Source organism: Streptomyces sp. UC4497 (genome assembly GCF_054871485.1).
In genome coordinates this window covers 58325-75059 of sequence record NZ_JBTYHB010000043.1, presented here as the reverse complement: position 1 = coordinate 75059, position 16735 = coordinate 58325, and the positions used below count along the sequence as shown (strand labels likewise).

Here is a 16735-nt window from a genome sequence, read left to right as displayed (position 1 = left end):
TAGGCTCGAGGATATGGGAATGCGCTATGACCTCGTCATCTTCGACAACGACGGCGTACTCGTCGACAGTGAACCGATCTCCAATACGCTCCTGGCCGGCTATCTCACCGAGCTCGGGCACCCGACCTCGTACGAGGAATCCCTGCGGGACTACATGGGCGCCGCCATGCACCGCGTGCACGATGTGGTTCTCGAGCGGACCGGGCAGCGGCTTCCCGAGGACTTCGATGACGTCTTTCATGCGCGGGTGTTCGCGGCGTTCGAGCGGGAGCTGGAGCCGGTCGACGGGGTCGTCGAGGTGCTGGAGAAGCTGACGGCCGACGGGGTGCCGTACTGTGTCGCGTCCTCCGGGAGTCATGAGCGGATCCGTGTCGGGCATCGGAAGACCGGGCTCGACAAGTGGTTCGGGGACGAGCGCATCTTCAGCTCGCAGGATGTGGGGCGGGGAAAGCCGGCGCCCGATCTGTTTCTGTACGCGGCCGAACGGATGGGGGTTCCGCCGGCGAAGTGTCTGGTCGTCGAGGACAGCCCGCTCGGTGTGCAGGCCGCCGTCGCCGCCGGGATGGATGTGTACGGGTTCACCGCGATGACGCCCGCCGAGCGGCTCGACCGGGCCGATGAACTCTTCGACGACATGCGGGAGTTGCCGCGGCTCCTCGGCTGAGGTGCGGCCGAGGTCACGGTCGGTCCATGGTTTTGTGATCCATCTACCCACTGGTAGGGCTGAGGCCTACGCTGTGCCGCCATGACCGATGGCACAGCCGGGACGGCCGGCACGGTGGGTGGGCGGCTGCGGTGGGGTCGCGGGACGCTGGGGATCAGTTTCTTCGCGCAAGGTGTCGCCTTCGCGCTGCTCGTGACCAGGATCCCCGCCATTCAGGACCAGTACGGGATATCCGACGCGCTGCTGCCCGTGTTCCTGGCCGCGGTGCCGGTGCTGGCCGGGGTCGGGAGCGTAGGCACCGAGCAGCTGGTGAAGCGGGTGCGGCCCAGCCGGGTGCTGCGGTGGTCGCAGCCCGTCGTGCTCCTGGCGCTGCTCGGGGTCGGGGCCGGGGACTCGGTGGCCCAAGTGGCCGTCTCGCTGGCCGCGTTCGGGCTGTCCGTCGGGGCCCTGGACGCCTCGATGAACATGCTCGGCGTCAGCCTGCAGCGGGCGTACGGGCGCAGCATCATGCTCGGGTTCCACGCCGCGTACAGCCTCGGTGGGATCGTCGGGGCGTCGCTCGCGTGGGTCGGGGCGCATTGGGATCTCACGCTGTTCGTGTCGTATCTGCCGGTGGCGTGCGTGCTGTTGCCGCTCTGTCTCGTGGCGAGCCGGTGGTACGTGGACGGGCGGGCGGCAGACGGGGAGGAGGCCGCGCGGGAGCAAGAGCAGGGCGGCGGGATCGTCTTCAAGGTGCTGTTGCCGCTCTGCCTGGTGATGTCCTTCGCGTACATCGGGGACTCGACGGTCTCGAACTGGAGCGCAAAGTATCTCCAGGACGTGCTGGGGAGTTCGGAGCAGATGTCGACCGTTCCGTACAACGTCTACATGGTGATGACGCTGGTGGGGCGGTCCGTCGGGGACGTGGGGGTGCGGAGGTTCGGGGCGGTGGCCGTGGTGCGGTTCGGGGCTGTCGTGGCTGCCGGCGGGTTCGGTGTGGTGGCGCTGGCGCCGGGGGAGTGGGTGGGAATCCTCGGATTCACGCTGCTGGGGCTCGGGTTGTGCGTGATCGTGCCGCAGACGTTCGCCGCGGCGGGGAGGCTGTTCCCGAAGGCGTCCGATGCGGCCGTCGCGCGGCTCAATATCTTCAACTACGTGGGCTTTCTGGTGGGTTCGCCGCTTGTGGGGGCCATCGGGGACGCGTGGAGCTACCGCGGGGCGATGCTCGTGCCGATGGCGTTGGTGCTGATGACGCTGGTGTACGCCCCGTCGTTCCGGGAGCGGGACGACCGATACGGTGGCGGGCATGAGCGGCCGCGCGCAATTGATGTGGGACCCGGCGGTAGCGGGGTATGACTTCGGGCCAGGACACCCGATGGATCCGGTCAGGCTTGATCTGACCCGGAGACTGGTGGACGCGTTCGGGCTCGACCGGGAGATGGACGTCGTCGCGGCCAAGGCGGCCGGGGAGTCGACGTTGCGGCTCGTGCATCGCGAGGACTACGTGGAGGCGGTCAAGGCCGCGTCCGTCGATCCGGCCGCGGCCGACCCGTCGTACGGGCTCGGGACCATGGACGATCCGGCGTTCGCCGGGATGCACGAGGTGTCCGCGCTGATCGCCGGGCAGTCGGTGGGGGCCGCGGAGAGTGTGTGGCGGGGGGACGCGCTGCACGCCGTGAACTTCTCGGGTGGCCTGCACCATGCGATGCCCGGGGCGGCGTCCGGGTTCTGCGTGTACAACGACGCGGCGTTGGCGATCGCGCGGCTGCTGGAGCTGGGCGTCGAGCGGGTCGTGTACGTGGATGTGGACGTGCATCACGGGGACGGGGTGCAGGCGGCGTTCTGGGAGGACCCGCGGGTCCTGACGATCTCGCTGCACGAGCATCCTCGTACGTTGTTCCCGCAGACCGGGTGGCCCGAGGAGACCGGGGCGGCCGGGGCCGGCGAGGGGACGGCCGTGAATGTGGCGTTGCCGGCGGGGACCGGGGATGCGGGGTGGCTGCGGGCGCTGCATGCGGTGGTGCCGGAGTTGTTGGCGGAGTTCCGGCCGCAGGTGCTTGTGACGCAGCACGGGGCCGATACGCACTTCGAGGATCCGCTGGCCCATCTCGCGGTGTCGTTGGACGCGCAGCGGGCCGTGCAGGTCGCCTGTCATGAGTGGGCGCACGAGTACGCCGACGGGCGCTGGGTCGCGCTCGGGGGTGGCGGGTACGCGGTGGTGGATGTGGTGCCGCGGTCGTGGACGCACTTGGTGGGGATCGCGGCGGGGCGGGAGATCGCGCCCGAGTCGGTGATTCCTGAGGGGTGGCGGCAGGAAGTGTTCGCCCGTACGCGGCAGTTGGCTCCGCAGCGGATGACGGATGGGCGGTGGCCCGTGTCGTATCAGGAGTGGGAGGCGGGGTACGACCCCGCGGACCGGCTCGACCAGGCGGTTCTGGCTACCCGTAAGGCGGCGTATCCCTTGCGGGGGCTGTTGCCGTGATCGGCGGGCGGCGCCGGGGCCTTTGAGCGGTGCCGGGGTCGGCGCCTTCCGTAGGTGCGGCCTGCACCGGGGTGCCGCCTTGCCCACCCTGCCGCCCAAGGCGGCAGATTGCCCAAGGCGGGTGCGTTACTCCGACCGTGGGGTGTTTGCTGGAAAGTGGGGGAACGGGGCGGGGCAATGGCGCAACATCGCAAGGGTGTTGAGCGTCGGCGCCCTGCGTGCGCATCTGTTGGCGGCTCGGCTTGCCGGGCCCGTGGCGACCTCCCGTGAGGAGAGTCTGCGGAGCTACCGCCTGTTCGAGGCACGGGATCCGCGGGTGATGCTCGGGCTCGATCCCGAGTGGGCGTGGGGGCACCGCGAGCTGCTCGCGCTGATGGCGGACAAGTGCGGGGTCTCGGGGGACCCGGGGCACCGCACGGGGCAGGATGTCATCGATCCGGAACGGACCCTGGCCGCGCTCGACGCGTTTGCGGAGCGCCTCGGCCGGGCCGCCGAGAGCCGTTCCCCGGTGCTGTTCGGGACGGGGCATCCGCATCGACTGCTCGGTTTCTACGCCGCGTTGGCGGACGCCCTGTCGGCGGTCGGCTGCCCCGTCCTCACCCCCGCGCAGGGTCGGAGTATCGACATAACGACCCGGTTCGGCCTACGCACGTACAACCTCGACTACGACCGAGGAGTCGCGCTGGTGCGTGAACCGGGCGCGTACCCGGTGCGAAGTGAGACCGGCGCGCACACCCACTCACCACTCCCGGTTCGCCTGGTGCTCGGGGCGCTCTCGGAGGCCGGCGAGCCGCTGCCCGAGCTGGTCATCGGGGACCACGGATGGGTCTGCGGTGCAGGTCAGTTGGGGTTCGACGCCATCGGTCTGGCCGATACGGACGATCCCGCCCTGTTCGTCGGTGAGGCCGAGGGGCAGGTGTCCGTCGTCGTTCCACTTGATGACGCTGTGCGGTCTGATTACTACCGACCGCTTACTCGCTATGTACTCAATCGAGCGTGTCTGTCACAGTAGGCGGCCGATCGCTGCTCCTCTTCCCCACTCGCATCACCCGCCTCTACATTGGGGAGTGAGCACGCAACGACGTTGAGTCACCGGAAGGGGAAGCCGGTGGCCGTCGAGTGCGGAAGGTTCAGGTGTGTCATGGCTGCTGACCAGAGGCCTCTATCCGAGGTGGCGTTCCTGACCGTGGCGGAGGTCGCCGCGGTGATGCGAGTGTCGAAGATGACCGTGTACCGCTTGGTGCACAGCGGTCATCTGCCCGCGATCCGGGTGGGGAGGTCATTCCGAGTCCCGGAGAACGCGGTTCATGAGTACCTCCGCGACTCCTACGTGGGGGTGGACGCCGGCTGATCCAGGGGGTCCCGCGGACCTCGATTTCTGATCGGCGCTCGGAGCGGGGTAGGCTAGCCCCTCGTAGGTCGTGTGGGCCCCAATGCAGCCCCGCACCGAGTGATTGTCCCTGCATCGCAGGGGTTGTCCGAGAAGTGAGCGAGGGTAGTCGTGGGCTCTGTCATTAAGAAGCGGCGTAAGCGGATGGCTAAGAAGAAGCACCGCAAGCTGCTGAAGCGCACCCGCGTGCAGCGTCGCAACAAGAAGTAAGCGGCAGCTGCTGTACAGCGCGCCTTGTGGCCCTTCCACCATCCGGTGGGAGGGCCACATTGCGTTGGTGCAGAGCCCTTGAACAGGCAATTGTTCACTTCGGAACCTCCCGTTACCCGCGAGTGTGTCCGTCGTCACTTCCTGCATCGAGCAGACATCACAGCGCAACATCGAACCGCTAACGTGGCCCGCAAGCAGTGATTGCGGAGCGCGGCGGGGCTGGGACGGAAGGTAGGCGCTGATCTTGGGCAAAGTCGTGCTCGTGACAGGGGTGGCCCGACAACTGGGCGGCCGGTTCGTACGCAGGATCCAGCGGGACCCCGAGGTGGACCGGGTCATCGGCGTGGACGCGGTGCCGCCGGCGCACCATCTGGGCGGTGCCGACTTCCTGCAGGCCGACATCCGGCAGCCGACGATCGCGCGGGTGCTCGCCGAGTACGCGGTGGACACGGTCGTGCACATGGACGTGACGGGGACCCCGCTGGCCAGCGGCGGCCGCGGCACGGTCAAGGAGACCAACGTCATCGGCACGATGCAGCTGCTCGGCGCGTGCCAGAAGGCGCCCAACGTGAAGCGCCTGGTGGTGAAGTCCAGTACGAACGTCTATGGCTCCGCGCCGCGCGACCCGGCGGTCTTCACCGAGACGACGCCGCCGAAGTCGCTGCCGAGCGGGGGCTTCGCCAAGGACACCGTGGAGGTCGAGGGCTATGTGCGCGGGTTCGCCCGGCGCCGTCCCGACGTCGCGGTGTGTGTGCTGCGCTTCGCCAACATCCTTGGACCGACGGCCGATTCACCGCTCGCCGAGTACTTCTCGCTGCCGGTCCTGCCGACCGTGTTCGGCTACGACCCGCGGCTGCAGTTCGTGCACGAGGACGACGTGATCGAGGTGCTGCGGATCGCCTCGCACGAGCCGGCCCGGGGAACGTTGAACAGTGGCACGTTCAATATCGCGGGCGACGGCGTGCTGTTGCTCTCGCAGTGCTCCCGGCGGCTGGGCCGGCCGACAGTCCCGTTCCTCCTTCCCGCCGTCACCTGGGTGGGCGGCGCGCTGCGTACGCTGGGGGCGACGGACTTCTCGCCCGAGCAGATCCGGCTGCTCACGCACGGACGGATGGTGTCGACGGTCCAGATGCGCGACACACTGGGCTTTGAACCCAAGTACACGACCGCGGAGGCCTTCGCGGAGTTCGTACGCGGCCGGGGCCCGGGACTGCTGCCGCCGCAGGCCCTCGCGGGGGCCGTCGACCGGATCGCCGCGCTGCCCTTCCTGGGTGGTGCCCGTACAGGCCCCAGCCACCCCCCGACGCAGAGCGCCAACTGAGGAGCGCATCAACGATGGCGGACGCCAAGGTCATTCCGTTCGACGACGACAGGTCGCGAGGGGCGGCGGCGAAGGGTGCCGCGCGCCGCGGCCGGGGCCCGGGGGCCGGCAAGCGCCGCAAGGGCGAACCCGTGGCCGTACGGGAGGTGCGGCCCGTGCAGCAGCCACCGTCCGAATCCGCGCCCGAACCGGGGCCCAAGGAGCCGGGCGAGCCGTCGCAGGGCGGCGGCTGGGAGCGGAAGATCGCGGGTGGGCTCGCGTTTCTGCGCCGCCGGATCATCGGTGACTACGACGTCGACGAGTTCGGTTACGACGAGGAGCTCACCGACCAGGTCCTGATGTCGCTGCTCCGGCCGATCGCGGAGAAGTACTTCCGGGTCGAGGTGAAGGGCATCGAGAACATCCCGTCCGAGGGCGGGGCCCTGATCGTCTCCAACCACTCCGGAACGCTGCCGCTCGACGGCCTGATGATGCAGGTCGCCGTGCACGACAACCATCCGGCGGGCCGCCACCTGCGGCTGCTCGCGGCCGACTTGGTGTTCATGCTGCCGGTGGTCAACGAGCTGGCGCGCAAGGCCGGGCACACGCTGGCCTGCGCGGAGGACGCGCAGCGGCTGCTCGAGAGCGGTGAGCTGGTCGGCGTCATGCCGGAGGGCTTCAAGGGCGTCGGCAAGCCGTTCAGCGAGCGGTACAAGCTGCAGCGCTTCGGGCGGGGCGGGTTCGTGTCGACCGCGCTGCGCGCCGGCACGCCGATCGTGCCGTGCTCGATCGTCGGGGCGGAGGAGATCTACCCGATGGTGGGCAACGCCAAGACCTTGGCGCGACTCCTCGGCTTCCCGTACTTCCCGATCACGCCCACGTTCCCGTGGCTCGGGCCGCTGGGGGCGGTGCCGCTGCCGACGAAGTGGACGATCCAGTTCGGCGAGCCGATCCCGACGGACGGCTATCCGCCGGAGGCGGCGGAGGATCCGATGCTGATGTTCAACCTGACGGACCAGGTCCGCGAACAGATCCAGCACACGTTGTACAAGTTGCTGGTGCAGCGCAGGTCGGTGTTCTTCTGAAGCGGTGTTCTTCTGAAGTGGCGTTCTTCTGAACGAGAACAGGGCCCGAGGCAAGCCTCGGGCCCTGTCTGCTGCGCGGTGCGCTAGTTCGCGTCCTCGCCGTCGACGCCCAGGCCCGGCAGGAGGCCCGGGAGCAGCGGGGGCACCGTCACGTCCGGCTTCGGGGTACCCGTGCCGGTGTCGGAGTCCGGGCTGTCGTCCGAGGACGGCGGGGTCGTCTTGTCCTTCGGCGGGTCGAGGAGGCCGCCCGTGTTTTCGCCGAGCAGACCCTCCTCGTCCTTGCCGGTGTCGGACGTGGACGGCTTCGGCTTCGTCGACGTCTTGCCGTCGTCGGAGGCGGAACCGGAGCCGGACGGGGTGGAGCTGCCGGTGTCCGGGGACCCCGGCGACGTACCGTCCTGGCCGGTGTCCGGGCTCGTCGCACCGTTCTTCTCGTCCGGGGTCCGCGGCAGCAGGGAGCGCAGCGGGCCGACCTCTTCGTCTATGGCGTCGAAGACCGAGCTGACCTGATCCCTTACGTCCCCGAGCTGAACCGGCAGGCGGTCGCTCAGGGCCGTCCAGCTCTCCCTGTGCGCGTCGGAGAAGGCGGACAGGGCCTGGATCGGGCCGAGGGCGCCGTCGCGCTTGTACGCGTCGCTGAGGAGCCTGTGGCCCTCGGAGGCGTCGTACTGCACCCCGGAGAGCGCGCGCCTGACCTCACCCACGGACTCGTGGTCGAGCTGTCCGGTGCGGCCGCGCTCCATGAGCCGCCGCGCCTCGCTCAGCCGCGTCGACGCCTGGTCGAGGTAGGCCTGCCCCTTGTCGGAGTCGCTGTGCGCCATGCCCAGCTTGAGGTCCTCCATGCCGCGCTTGAGGCCGTAGAGGTGGTCGCCCGGCAGTGCGCTGGACGAGGCCGCGGCCACACCGCTGAACGCGCCCGCGGCCACTCCGACCGTGAGCCCGCCCGCCGCGATGCCCTTGCTCAGCCGGGAGCGGGGCCGCAGCTTCCGCAGCGGGCTCGCCCGGTGGGTGCCCTTGCCCTGGCGCTGCTTCGGTACGGCGGCGGCCGCGCCGCCCTCCTGGACCATGGCCTCCATGGCGGCGACGAGCTGAGCCCGCTGCACCACCTTGACCTCGGGGTCGAACTCCGGCTTCGGCAGCTCGCCGAGCGCCGCGGCCAGGGACAGCAGCCCGCCCTCCTCGGCCGCCGCCGCATCGCTGCGCCGGGCGGCCGGTTCTTCTTCCGGTTGCTGCGCCGCCGGGTCCTGGTCGGACTTGTCCTCCAGGGCCTGGGCGAAGGCGTTCGCCCGCCGGTGTGCCGAGACGTTCGCGATCACTGGCGGCACCTCCTCTCAATCATGACGGTCGACTCCCCAGGGGGTCCTGGGGTTGCACCCCCGGTCCCGGATACACACCAAAGAATGAGTGAATCCCGGTCGGGAGTGACCACAGGGAGCCTGCATCCCGCACAACGAGCGGCTCGGTATTTGGGTTACGCGCGAAAGATAATCCGGGCGCGATCCCATCTCGCTTTCACCGTAGGTGAGTTGGGGACTGCGGGCAGTAACGGTCCCAGGGCTGAAGAAACAGCCCCGGGGCTCAGCGGGCGTCGTCCGGCAGAAGGCGCGCCAGGGTGCGCACCGCCCGGTACTGGAGGGTCTTGATCGCGCCCTCGTTCTTGCCCATCGCGCGAGCGGTCTCGGCGACGGACAGGCCCTGCAGGAAGCGCAGCGTGACGCACTCCTGCTGCTGTGGGTTGAGGCGGCGCACGGCGTCGAGCAGGGCCGCGTTCGAGAGGGACTCCAGGACGGAGTCCTCGGGGGAACGCTCCACCTCGTTCGCATCGAGCATTTCGCCCGTGGTCACTTCGAGGCGGAAGCGGCTCGACTTGAAGTGGTCCGCGACCAGGTTGCGCGCGATCGTGACCAGCCAGGCGCCGAAGTCGCGGCCCTGCCAGGTGAACGTGCCGATGCGGCGCAGCGCGCGCAGAAAGGTCTCGCTGGTGAGGTCCTCCGCGGTCGCCTTTCCGCCGACGCGGTAATAGATATAGCGGTACACAGTGTCGCTGTACTGGTCGTAGAGCCGGCCGAACGCGTCGGCCTCGCCTCCCTGGGCGCGCTCGACCAGATCCATCATGCGGGCACTGTCGCTGTCGGCCGCGGGACGGCGGGCCGTAGGTGTGGCCGACCTGGCCGCGGTGCCCGACGCGCCGGCGGACCCGGAACGGGCCCGTCTGCCGACGGTGGCCGCGGTCGAATCGGCCATGGCGAAACATGGCGAGGCAGGGGCGGGCACGGCCGACGCTGCCGCAGCGGCGAGGGCGGGGACGGCGTACGCGGTGGGGACGAAACCGCGCAAGCGGTCCACGACCGTCGCGTGCAGCGTAGCCAGGCCCGAGGCGTCAACCCCGACGTGTGGGTACACGGGACTCCCAGAGGCAGAGCTTCCATCACGTGCAGTGCGGGACCGTTCACCCGTCGTGCTGACGCGTGGGTACCGGTTTGCGTCTGAGGAGAATAACGCTTCGTGCAGGGAGGACTACACCCAGTTGCTCAAATCACCGATTAGGTCACTTCTGTAGTCACTCGACGGCGTTTCAAGTACCAGAGAGTGACCACTTGTTGATCGATTACGTTCAAGTTCAGGCTCTGGTGGTGACGTGTTGTGGCCGAGTGGTACTTACGGGACTGGCGGGAGCGGGACACGGGTAAGACGTACGGAATGTCGTCCTCGACCGCTCGGTGACCGTAGGCGATCGGCCGTCAGCGACGGCGTCGGTGCAGTGCGATCGCCGCCGCGGTGCCGCCCGCGACCGCGCCGACGCCGGCCGCGGCGGGGATCCCGACCTTCGCGGCCTTGCGGCCCGTGCGGTAGTCCCGAAGGCGCCAGTCGCGCTCGCGCGCGTACTTGCGCAGCTTCGCGTCCGGGTTGATCGCGTACGGGTGGCCGACGAGCGAGAGCATCGGGATGTCATTGTGCGAGTCGCTGTACGCGGCGCAGCGGCCGAGCTCCAGGCCCTCGGCGGAGGACAGCGCGCGGACCGCCTCGGCCTTCGCGGGCCCGTGCAGCGGTTCGCCGACGAGCCTGCCGGTGTAGACGCCGCCGATGGACTCGGCGACCGTGCCGAGCGCGCCGGTCAGGCCGAGGCGGCGGGCGATGACCGTGGCGATCTCCACGGGCGCGGCCGTGACCAGCCAGACCTTCTGGCCCGCGTCCAGGTGGGCCTGGGCGAGGGCGCGGGTGCCGGGCCAGATCCGCTCGGCCAGGTACTCGTCGTAGATCTCCTCGCCGATGGACATCAGCTCGGCGACGCGGTGGCCCTTCACGATGGACAGGGCGCTGTTCTGCGCGTCCTGCATGTGCTCGGGGTCCTCGACGCCGGCGATCCTGAACCAGGCCTGCTGCCAGGCGAATCGGGTCAGCTCGCGGCGCTCGAAGAACTTCCGCTTGTACAGGCCCCGGCCGAAGTGGAAGATCGCCGCGCCCTGCATCACCGTGTTGTCCAGGTCGAAGAAGGCGGCGGCCTTGTCGTCGCCCGCGACCGGGAACTCCGGTTCCTGTGCGTCCTCGTCGACCGGCGGGGCCTGGTCCTCCAGCTCCTGGGAGGACTTGCGGGCGGCCTCGGCCGAAGCCTCGCCTGCCAGCACGCTCCGCGCGGTGGCGGAGCGCCTACGGGGTGTGAGCCATCCGAGAGCGGCCATGTCGTGAGCATAGCCAGTCTGTTCGGGGGTTCCGGAGTCGAGCGGGTTTCGGGAGCCTGTCCGCACGTGAATTCTCGGCGACAGGAGGGCCGCGTGTGGGGCGAGAATGGCCGGTATGAGTCCCATTTTTCGTACCCGCGAGAAGAAGGATCCGAGTGAGCGGATCGTCACGCTGATCGGGAAGCCCGGCTGTCATCTGTGCGACGACGCACAGTCGGTGATCGAGAAGGTGTGCGCCGAGGTCGGCGCGTCCTGGGAGAAGAAGGACATCACCGAGGACGAGGAGCTGTACCGCAAGTACTGGGAACAGATCCCGGTCGTTCTCGTCGACGGAGCGCAGCACGACTTCTGGCGTGTGAAGGAGGAGCGGCTGCGGCACGCACTCACTCGGTGACGGTCCGCAAACGAAGCCCCAGGTTGGTCGCGGTCCGGTCGCACAGGTCACTGACCGACCAGTCCAACTGGTCCCAAAAGTCGCTTAGGATCGGGGGCGGTTTTGGTCTCGGGGGCGTGGATCTTGGCAACGTTGAGGAGAGTGTGCCGTTTTGGGCCCCACAGGTGAGCAACGAAGCTACCTGCGCGCCGCTTCCACGGAGGCGCGCGGGGCGCGCGTGAGCCCGGTCACGTTGGCCGGGCAAATCGGACACCATCTTTGTGCACGCGTTCACAAAGACATAGCCTGCATTCGACGGGGCGGTCGAGTAGCAGGGTGCCGCCCACAGCCCCGCTCTACCCGCAGGAGCACCGTGGCAACTGGCCGAACTCACCGACCGGCGACCCGCAGCCGAGGAATTCCCGAGGCCACCGTCGCCAGGCTTCCGCTGTACCTCCGAGCCCTCACCGCTCTGTCGGAGCGCTCGGTGCCAACGGTCTCCTCCGAGGAGCTCGCGGCCGCCGCGGGGGTCAACTCCGCGAAACTGCGCAAGGACTTCTCGTACCTCGGTTCGTACGGAACCCGCGGCGTGGGCTACGACGTCGAGTACCTCGTCTACCAGATCTCACGCGAGCTGGGCCTCACGCAGGACTGGCCGATCGTGATGGTCGGTATCGGTAACCTCGGTGCGGCGCTTGCCAATTACGGTGGTTTCGCCTCGCGCGGCTTCCGCGTCGCGGCCCTGATCGACGCCGATCCGGCGATGACCGGCAAGTCCGTCGCGGGCATGGCCGTGCAGCACGCCGACGACCTCGAGAAGATCATCGACGAGAACGGCGTCTCCATCGGCGTCATCGCGACCCCGGCCGGCGCCGCGCAGCAGGTCTGCGACCGGCTCGTCGCCGCGGGCATCACCTCCATCCTGAACTTCGCGCCGACGGTGCTCTCCGTTCCCGACGGCGTCGACGTGCGCAAGGTCGACCTCTCCATCGAGCTGCAGATCCTCGCCTTCCACGAGCAGCGCAAGGCCGGCGAGAGCCCGGTGGAGGAGGCCGAGGGCGCGGTGGGCCTCGAGGGCCCGGCCGCCAAGGTCACCAAGCCCGCCGCCGCGAAGAACAACGACGAGCGCAAGGGACCCGACGGGGACGTTCCCGCCGTGATGCCGGCATGAGCCTCCTCGTCGTAGGCCTGAGCCACCGCAGCGCCCCCGTCAGCGTTCTGGAGCGTGCCGCGCTGAACGCGGACACCCAGGCCAAGCTGCTGCAGGACACGCTCGCCGCCGAACCGGCCGCCGAGGCCGCGGTGCTCGCCACCTGCAACCGCATCGAGCTGTACGCGGACGTGGACAAGTTCCACGCCGGTGTCGCCGAGCTGTCGACGCTGCTCGCGCAGCACAGCGGGGTCGGCCTCGAAGAGCTCACTCCCTATCTTTATGTGCACTACGAGGACCGGGCGGTGCACCACCTGTTCTCGGTGGCGTGCGGGCTCGACTCGATGGTGGTCGGCGAGGGCCAGATCCTCGGCCAGATCAAGGACACCCTCGCGCGCGCCCAGGAGCTGCACTCCGCGGGCAAGCTCCTCAACGACCTCTTCCAGCAAGCGCTGCGGGTGGGCAAGCGCGCCCACTCGGAGACCGGGATCGACCGTGCCGGGCAGTCGCTCGTCACCTTCGGCCTGGAGCAGCTCGCCGCCGGGCAGTCGGTGGACGCGTGGGCGCAGGGCAAGCGGGCGCTCGTGATCGGCGCCGGCTCGATGTCCTCGCTCGCCGCGGCCACGCTCGCGCGGGCCGGAGTGGCCGAGGTCGTCGTCGCCAACCGGACGATGGAGCGCGCCGACCGCCTGGTTGAGATCCTCAGCGAGTCCGGTACCGCCGCCCGTGCCGTCGCGATGGACACCGTCGCGGACGAACTGACACGTGCCGACGTCGCCATCTCCTGCACCGGCGCGACCGGTCTCGTACTCACCGCCGAGGCGGTACGTTCCGCCGTCGCGGGCCGTACGCCGACCGCGGGCAGCGAGGTGCCCGGCGCCACGGCTCCCGCCGCCGGTAAGGCCGGAAGCGACAGCCGCTCCGTCGAGACGGTGCGCGGTGGCTTCTCCGTCGAGGGCGAGGCCGCGGTCGCCGGATTCGACGCCGCCGCCCTGGAACAGCACGGCGCCTGGGTCGACAACGCGCCCGGCGAGCAGGTCCGCCTCTCCGAGGCCGAGGCCATCGCCGCGCTCGCCGTCGCCGGACGGGTGCCGGAGCTGCGCCGCGAGCGCACCCCCGAGCCCGTACGACAGGTGGCGCTCGCGCTCCTCGACCTGGCGATGCCGCGGGATGTCGACGCGGCCGCGCACCGGATCGACGGGGTCCGCCTCGTCGACATCGAATCGCTCGCCGACGCCTCCGCGGACGCCCCCATGGCCGCGGACGTCGACCTGGTGCGGACCATCGTGGCCGACGAGGTCACCGCGTTCGGCGCCGCGCAGCGGGCCGCGCACATCACGCCGACCGTCGTCGCACTGCGCACGATGGCCGCGGACGTGGTGGCGAGCGAGATCGCCCGGCTCGACGGCAGGCTCCCGGGCCTGGACGAGAAGCAGCGCGCGGAGATCACCCAGACCGTGCGGCGCGTGGTGGACAAGCTGCTGCACGCGCCGACCGTACGGGTCAAGCAGCTGGCCGCCGAGCCCGGCGGCGCCGGGTACGCGGACGCCCTGCGGACCCTGTTCGACCTGGACCAGGAGACGGTCGCCGCCGTTTCCCGGGCCACCCCCCACGAAGCAGAAGGCAAGAATCGAGGCCCGGCATGACCGCCGAGAAAGCCCTGAGGCTGGGCACCAGGCGCAGCAAGCTGGCCATGGCCCAGTCCGGGCAAGTGGCCGAAGCAGTACGTCAGTTGACCGGCCGCGAGGTCGAGCTGGTGGAGATCACCACCTACGGTGACACCTCCCGCGAGCACCTCGCGCAGATCGGCGGCACCGGAGTCTTCGTCACCGCGCTGCGCGACGCGCTCGCCAGGGGCGAGGTCGACTTCGCGGTGCACTCCCTCAAGGACCTGCCGACCGCGCAGCCCGCCGAGCTGGCCCTCGCCGCCGTACCGGTGCGCGAGGACCCGCGGGACGTGCTGATCGCGCGCGACGGACTGAAGTTCACCGAGCTTCCCGAAGGTGCCCGCGTGGGTACCGGTTCGCCGCGCCGCATGGCGCAGCTGAACGCGTACGCGCGCAGCCACGGCATACGGATCGAGACCGTGCCGATCCGTGGGAACATCGACACCCGGATCGGCTTCGTCGAGAAGGGTGAGCTGGACGCGGTGGTCCTCGCGGCCGCGGGGCTCAGCCGTACCGGTCGCAGCGGGGAAGTCACCGAGTTCCTCCCGACCGACATGATTCTGCCCGCCCCCGGCCAGGGGGCACTGGCCATCGAGTGCGCCGCCGACAACGGTGGACTCGTGGCCATGCTCGCCGAGTTGGACGACCCGTTCACACGGGCCGCCGTGACCGCCGAGCGAACCCTGCTCGCCGCCCTGGAGGCCGGCTGCAGTGCACCTGTGGGTGCGCTGGCCGACCTGCTGGCCGACGGGCAGACTGCCAAGGAAATGCGCCTGCGCGGCGTCGTCGGTACCACCGACGGCTCCGAGCTGGTGCAGCTGACCACCACCGGTCCCGTGCCCTCGTCCGAGGACGAGGCGCTGGCACTCGGGCGGGAACTCGCCGCCGAGATGCTGGCCAAGGGTGCGGCCGGTCTGATGGGGGAGCGAGCACGATGAGCCCCACCACCGCTGTATCGACCGCCTGTGCACCTGGGCACGTCACCTTCCTGGGTGCGGGTCCCGGAGATCCGGGACTTCTGACCCTCAGGGCCGTGGAGGCCCTGTCCCGAGCGGATGTGCTGATCGCCGAGCCCGAAGTGCTCGACGTCGTGCGGACGCATGCCAAGGCCGGCGTGACCGTCCTCGACGCCACGGGTGCCCCGGAGCGCCCGGCGACCGCTGACGGCTCGTCAACTGCCGTCATGGTCCCGGCTCTGAGGGACTGGGCCAATCTTGTCATGGAGGCCGCGAGGGGCGGCAAGCGGGTCGTGCGTGCGGTCACCGGGGACCCCGGTCTCGACACGTACGCGGCCGAGGAGATGCTCGCCTGCGCGAGCGAGGGCATCACCTTCGAGGTCGTGCCCGGCATCGCGGCGGCCGTGGGCGTGCCCGCGTACGCCGGTGTGCCGCTCCGCGACCAGCAGGGCGCCGATGTCCGCTTCGTGGACGCGGCCACCGCCTCCGAGCGCTGCTGGACCGAGGTCGGCGCGTCCGACGGCACGGTCGTCGTGTCGACGACGCTCGACTCGGTGGGCTCCGCGGCCGGTGAGCTGGTGGCGGCGGGCCGCAAGCCCGACACCCCGCTGTCCGTGACGATCGCCGGTACGACGACGCGCCAGAAGACCTGGACGGCGACGCTCGGCACGATCGCGCAGACGCTGAAGCAGGCCAAGGTGCTGCCGTCGCCGGAGGGCAACCGCCCGGTGATAGCCGTGGTCGGTGAGCGTTCCGCAGCCGCCCAGCGCGACCAGCTGTCGTGGTTCGAGTCGAAGCCGCTGTTCGGCTGGAGAGTGCTCGTCCCGCGTACGAAGGAGCAGGCGGTGTCGCTCTCCGACCAGCTTCGTTCCTACGGCGCCGTGCCGCACGAGGTGCCGACCATCGCGGTCGAGCCGCCGCGCACGCCGCAGCAGATGGAGCGCGCGGTCAAGGGCCTGGTGACGGGCCGCTACGAGTGGATCGCCTTCACCTCGGTGAACGCGGTCAAGGCCGTCCGCGAGAAGTTCGAGGAGTACGGGCTCGACGCCCGCGCCTTCGCCGGGATCAAGGTCGCGGCGGTGGGCGACCAGACGGCGCAGGCCCTCATCGCCTTCGGCGTGAAGCCGGACCTGGTGCCGAGCGGCGAGCAGTCGGCCGCCGGTCTCCTGGAGGACTGGCCGCCGTACGACCCGGTCTTCGACCCGATCGACCGTGTCTTCCTCCCGCGTGCCGACATCGCGACCGAGACCCTCGTCGCCGGGCTCATCGAGCTGGGCTGGGAGGTCGACGACGTCACGGCGTACCGGACCGTGCGTGCGTCGCCGCCGCCGGCGGAGACGCGTGAGGCGATCAAGGGTGGTGGCTTCGACGCCGTTCTGTTCACGTCGTCGAGCACGGTGCGCAACCTGGTCGGCATCGCGGGCAAGCCGCACAACGTGACGGTGATCGCCTGCATCGGCCCGGCGACCGCGAAGACGGCCGAGGAGCACGGGCTGCGGGTCGACGTGATGGCTCCGGAGCCCTCGGTGCTCAAGCTGGCGGCCGCGCTTGCCGACTTCGGCACCAAGCGGCGGGTCGCGGCGATCGAGGCGGGTGACCCGGTCACCCGGCCCAGCGAGCGGCGGCCCGGGTCGCGGCGCAGGCGCGCGGCTCCGTAAGGAAGAGTGTGGGGCGGGCACGTCCGGACCTGAGGGTCCGGGTGCCCGCCCTTCTGTTTTACTCCGTTTCCCGGGCACGGCCCTACCTGGGCCCCGGCCGGACTGGTTGTCCGGCTGGGGGTCCGGGTGTCGTCCCCCGGG

The 16735-nt window shown here is 70.1% G+C and carries 16 protein-coding genes; 13 read left to right on the top strand and 3 right to left on the bottom strand.

Going from position 1 to position 16735, the window contains the following annotated elements; genetic code table 11:
* The first annotated feature begins 19 nt into the window (after positions 1–19).
* The 8 genes from ACYSUO_RS36905 (at position 20) to ACYSUO_RS36870 (ending at position 7110) form a co-directional block, all read left to right on the top strand.
* Entirely contained in the window at positions 20–664 is a 645-nt protein-coding gene (locus ACYSUO_RS36905; RefSeq protein ID WP_461780572.1) for an HAD family hydrolase, read from the top strand.
* Between the two features lie 81 nt (positions 665–745).
* Positions 746–1999 (top strand): MFS transporter, encoded by a 1254-nt coding sequence (locus ACYSUO_RS36900; protein ID WP_461780571.1) that lies wholly within the window; start codon positions 746–748, stop codon positions 1997–1999.
* Positions 1950–3125, top strand: coding sequence for an acetoin utilization protein AcuC (locus tag ACYSUO_RS36895; protein ID WP_461780570.1), 1176 nt, complete (start codon positions 1950–1952; stop codon positions 3123–3125). The genes ACYSUO_RS36900 and ACYSUO_RS36895 overlap by 50 nt, the downstream gene beginning before the upstream one ends.
* A 196-nt stretch (positions 3126–3321) precedes the next feature.
* Complete coding sequence (locus ACYSUO_RS36890) at positions 3322–4137, top strand: phosphatase (protein WP_461780569.1); 816 nt, start codon at positions 3322–3324, stop codon at positions 4135–4137.
* Between the two features lie 129 nt (positions 4138–4266).
* A complete protein-coding gene (locus tag ACYSUO_RS36885; RefSeq protein ID WP_266711274.1) occupies positions 4267–4476 on the top strand; it encodes a helix-turn-helix domain-containing protein in 210 nt (69 codons plus the stop codon).
* Between the two features lie 150 nt (positions 4477–4626).
* Entirely contained in the window at positions 4627–4725 is a 99-nt protein-coding gene (locus ACYSUO_RS36880; protein WP_003948845.1) for a 30S ribosomal protein bS22, read from the top strand.
* Positions 4726–4969: 244 nt separating this feature from the next.
* A complete protein-coding gene (locus ACYSUO_RS36875) occupies positions 4970–6046 on the top strand; it encodes an NAD-dependent epimerase/dehydratase family protein (RefSeq protein ID WP_461780568.1) in 1077 nt (358 codons plus the stop codon).
* 14 nt (positions 6047–6060) lie between these two features.
* The gene (locus tag ACYSUO_RS36870) at positions 6061–7110 is read left to right on the top strand and encodes a lysophospholipid acyltransferase family protein (RefSeq protein ID WP_461780567.1); all 1050 of its coding nucleotides are present in this window, start codon (positions 6061–6063) and stop codon (positions 7108–7110) included.
* Positions 7111–7193: 83 nt separating this feature from the next.
* Here the strand turns inward: ACYSUO_RS36870 and ACYSUO_RS36865 are convergent, their stop codons facing one another.
* The 3 genes from ACYSUO_RS36865 to ACYSUO_RS36855 all read right to left on the bottom strand — a co-directional run bounded on the left by ACYSUO_RS36865 (position 7194) and on the right by ACYSUO_RS36855 (position 10790).
* The gene (locus ACYSUO_RS36865; protein ID WP_461780566.1) at positions 7194–8426 is read right to left on the bottom strand and encodes a DUF5667 domain-containing protein; all 1233 of its coding nucleotides are present in this window, start codon (positions 8424–8426) and stop codon (positions 7194–7196) included.
* A gap of 262 nt (positions 8427–8688) precedes the next feature.
* Complete coding sequence (locus ACYSUO_RS36860) at positions 8689–9513, bottom strand: ECF subfamily RNA polymerase sigma factor, BldN family (RefSeq protein ID WP_266711270.1); 825 nt, start codon at positions 9511–9513, stop codon at positions 8689–8691.
* Between the two features lie 338 nt (positions 9514–9851).
* A complete protein-coding gene (locus ACYSUO_RS36855; RefSeq protein ID WP_461780565.1) occupies positions 9852–10790 on the bottom strand; it encodes an HAD family hydrolase in 939 nt (312 codons plus the stop codon).
* 106 nt (positions 10791–10896) lie between these two features.
* Between ACYSUO_RS36855 and ACYSUO_RS36850 the strand changes: the two genes are divergently transcribed.
* From ACYSUO_RS36850 to ACYSUO_RS36830, 5 genes are all read left to right on the top strand, one after another.
* Positions 10897–11184, top strand: a complete 288-nt coding sequence (locus ACYSUO_RS36850) for a glutaredoxin family protein (protein WP_461780564.1) — start codon at positions 10897–10899, stop codon at positions 11182–11184.
* Positions 11185–11536: 352 nt separating this feature from the next.
* A complete protein-coding gene (locus ACYSUO_RS36845) occupies positions 11537–12334 on the top strand; it encodes a redox-sensing transcriptional repressor Rex (protein WP_426903039.1) in 798 nt (265 codons plus the stop codon).
* On the top strand, positions 12331–13959 hold the full coding sequence (locus ACYSUO_RS36840) for a glutamyl-tRNA reductase (RefSeq protein ID WP_461780563.1): 1629 nt from the start codon (positions 12331–12333) through the stop codon (positions 13957–13959). The genes ACYSUO_RS36845 and ACYSUO_RS36840 overlap by 4 nt, the downstream gene beginning before the upstream one ends.
* Positions 13956–14918 (top strand): hydroxymethylbilane synthase, encoded by a 963-nt coding sequence (hemC, locus tag ACYSUO_RS36835; protein WP_461780562.1) that lies wholly within the window; start codon positions 13956–13958, stop codon positions 14916–14918. The genes ACYSUO_RS36840 and hemC overlap by 4 nt, the downstream gene beginning before the upstream one ends.
* Entirely contained in the window at positions 14915–16594 is a 1680-nt protein-coding gene (locus tag ACYSUO_RS36830) for a bifunctional uroporphyrinogen-III C-methyltransferase/uroporphyrinogen-III synthase (protein WP_461780561.1), read from the top strand. The genes hemC and ACYSUO_RS36830 overlap by 4 nt, the downstream gene beginning before the upstream one ends.
* Positions 16595–16735: the final 141 nt, after the last annotated feature.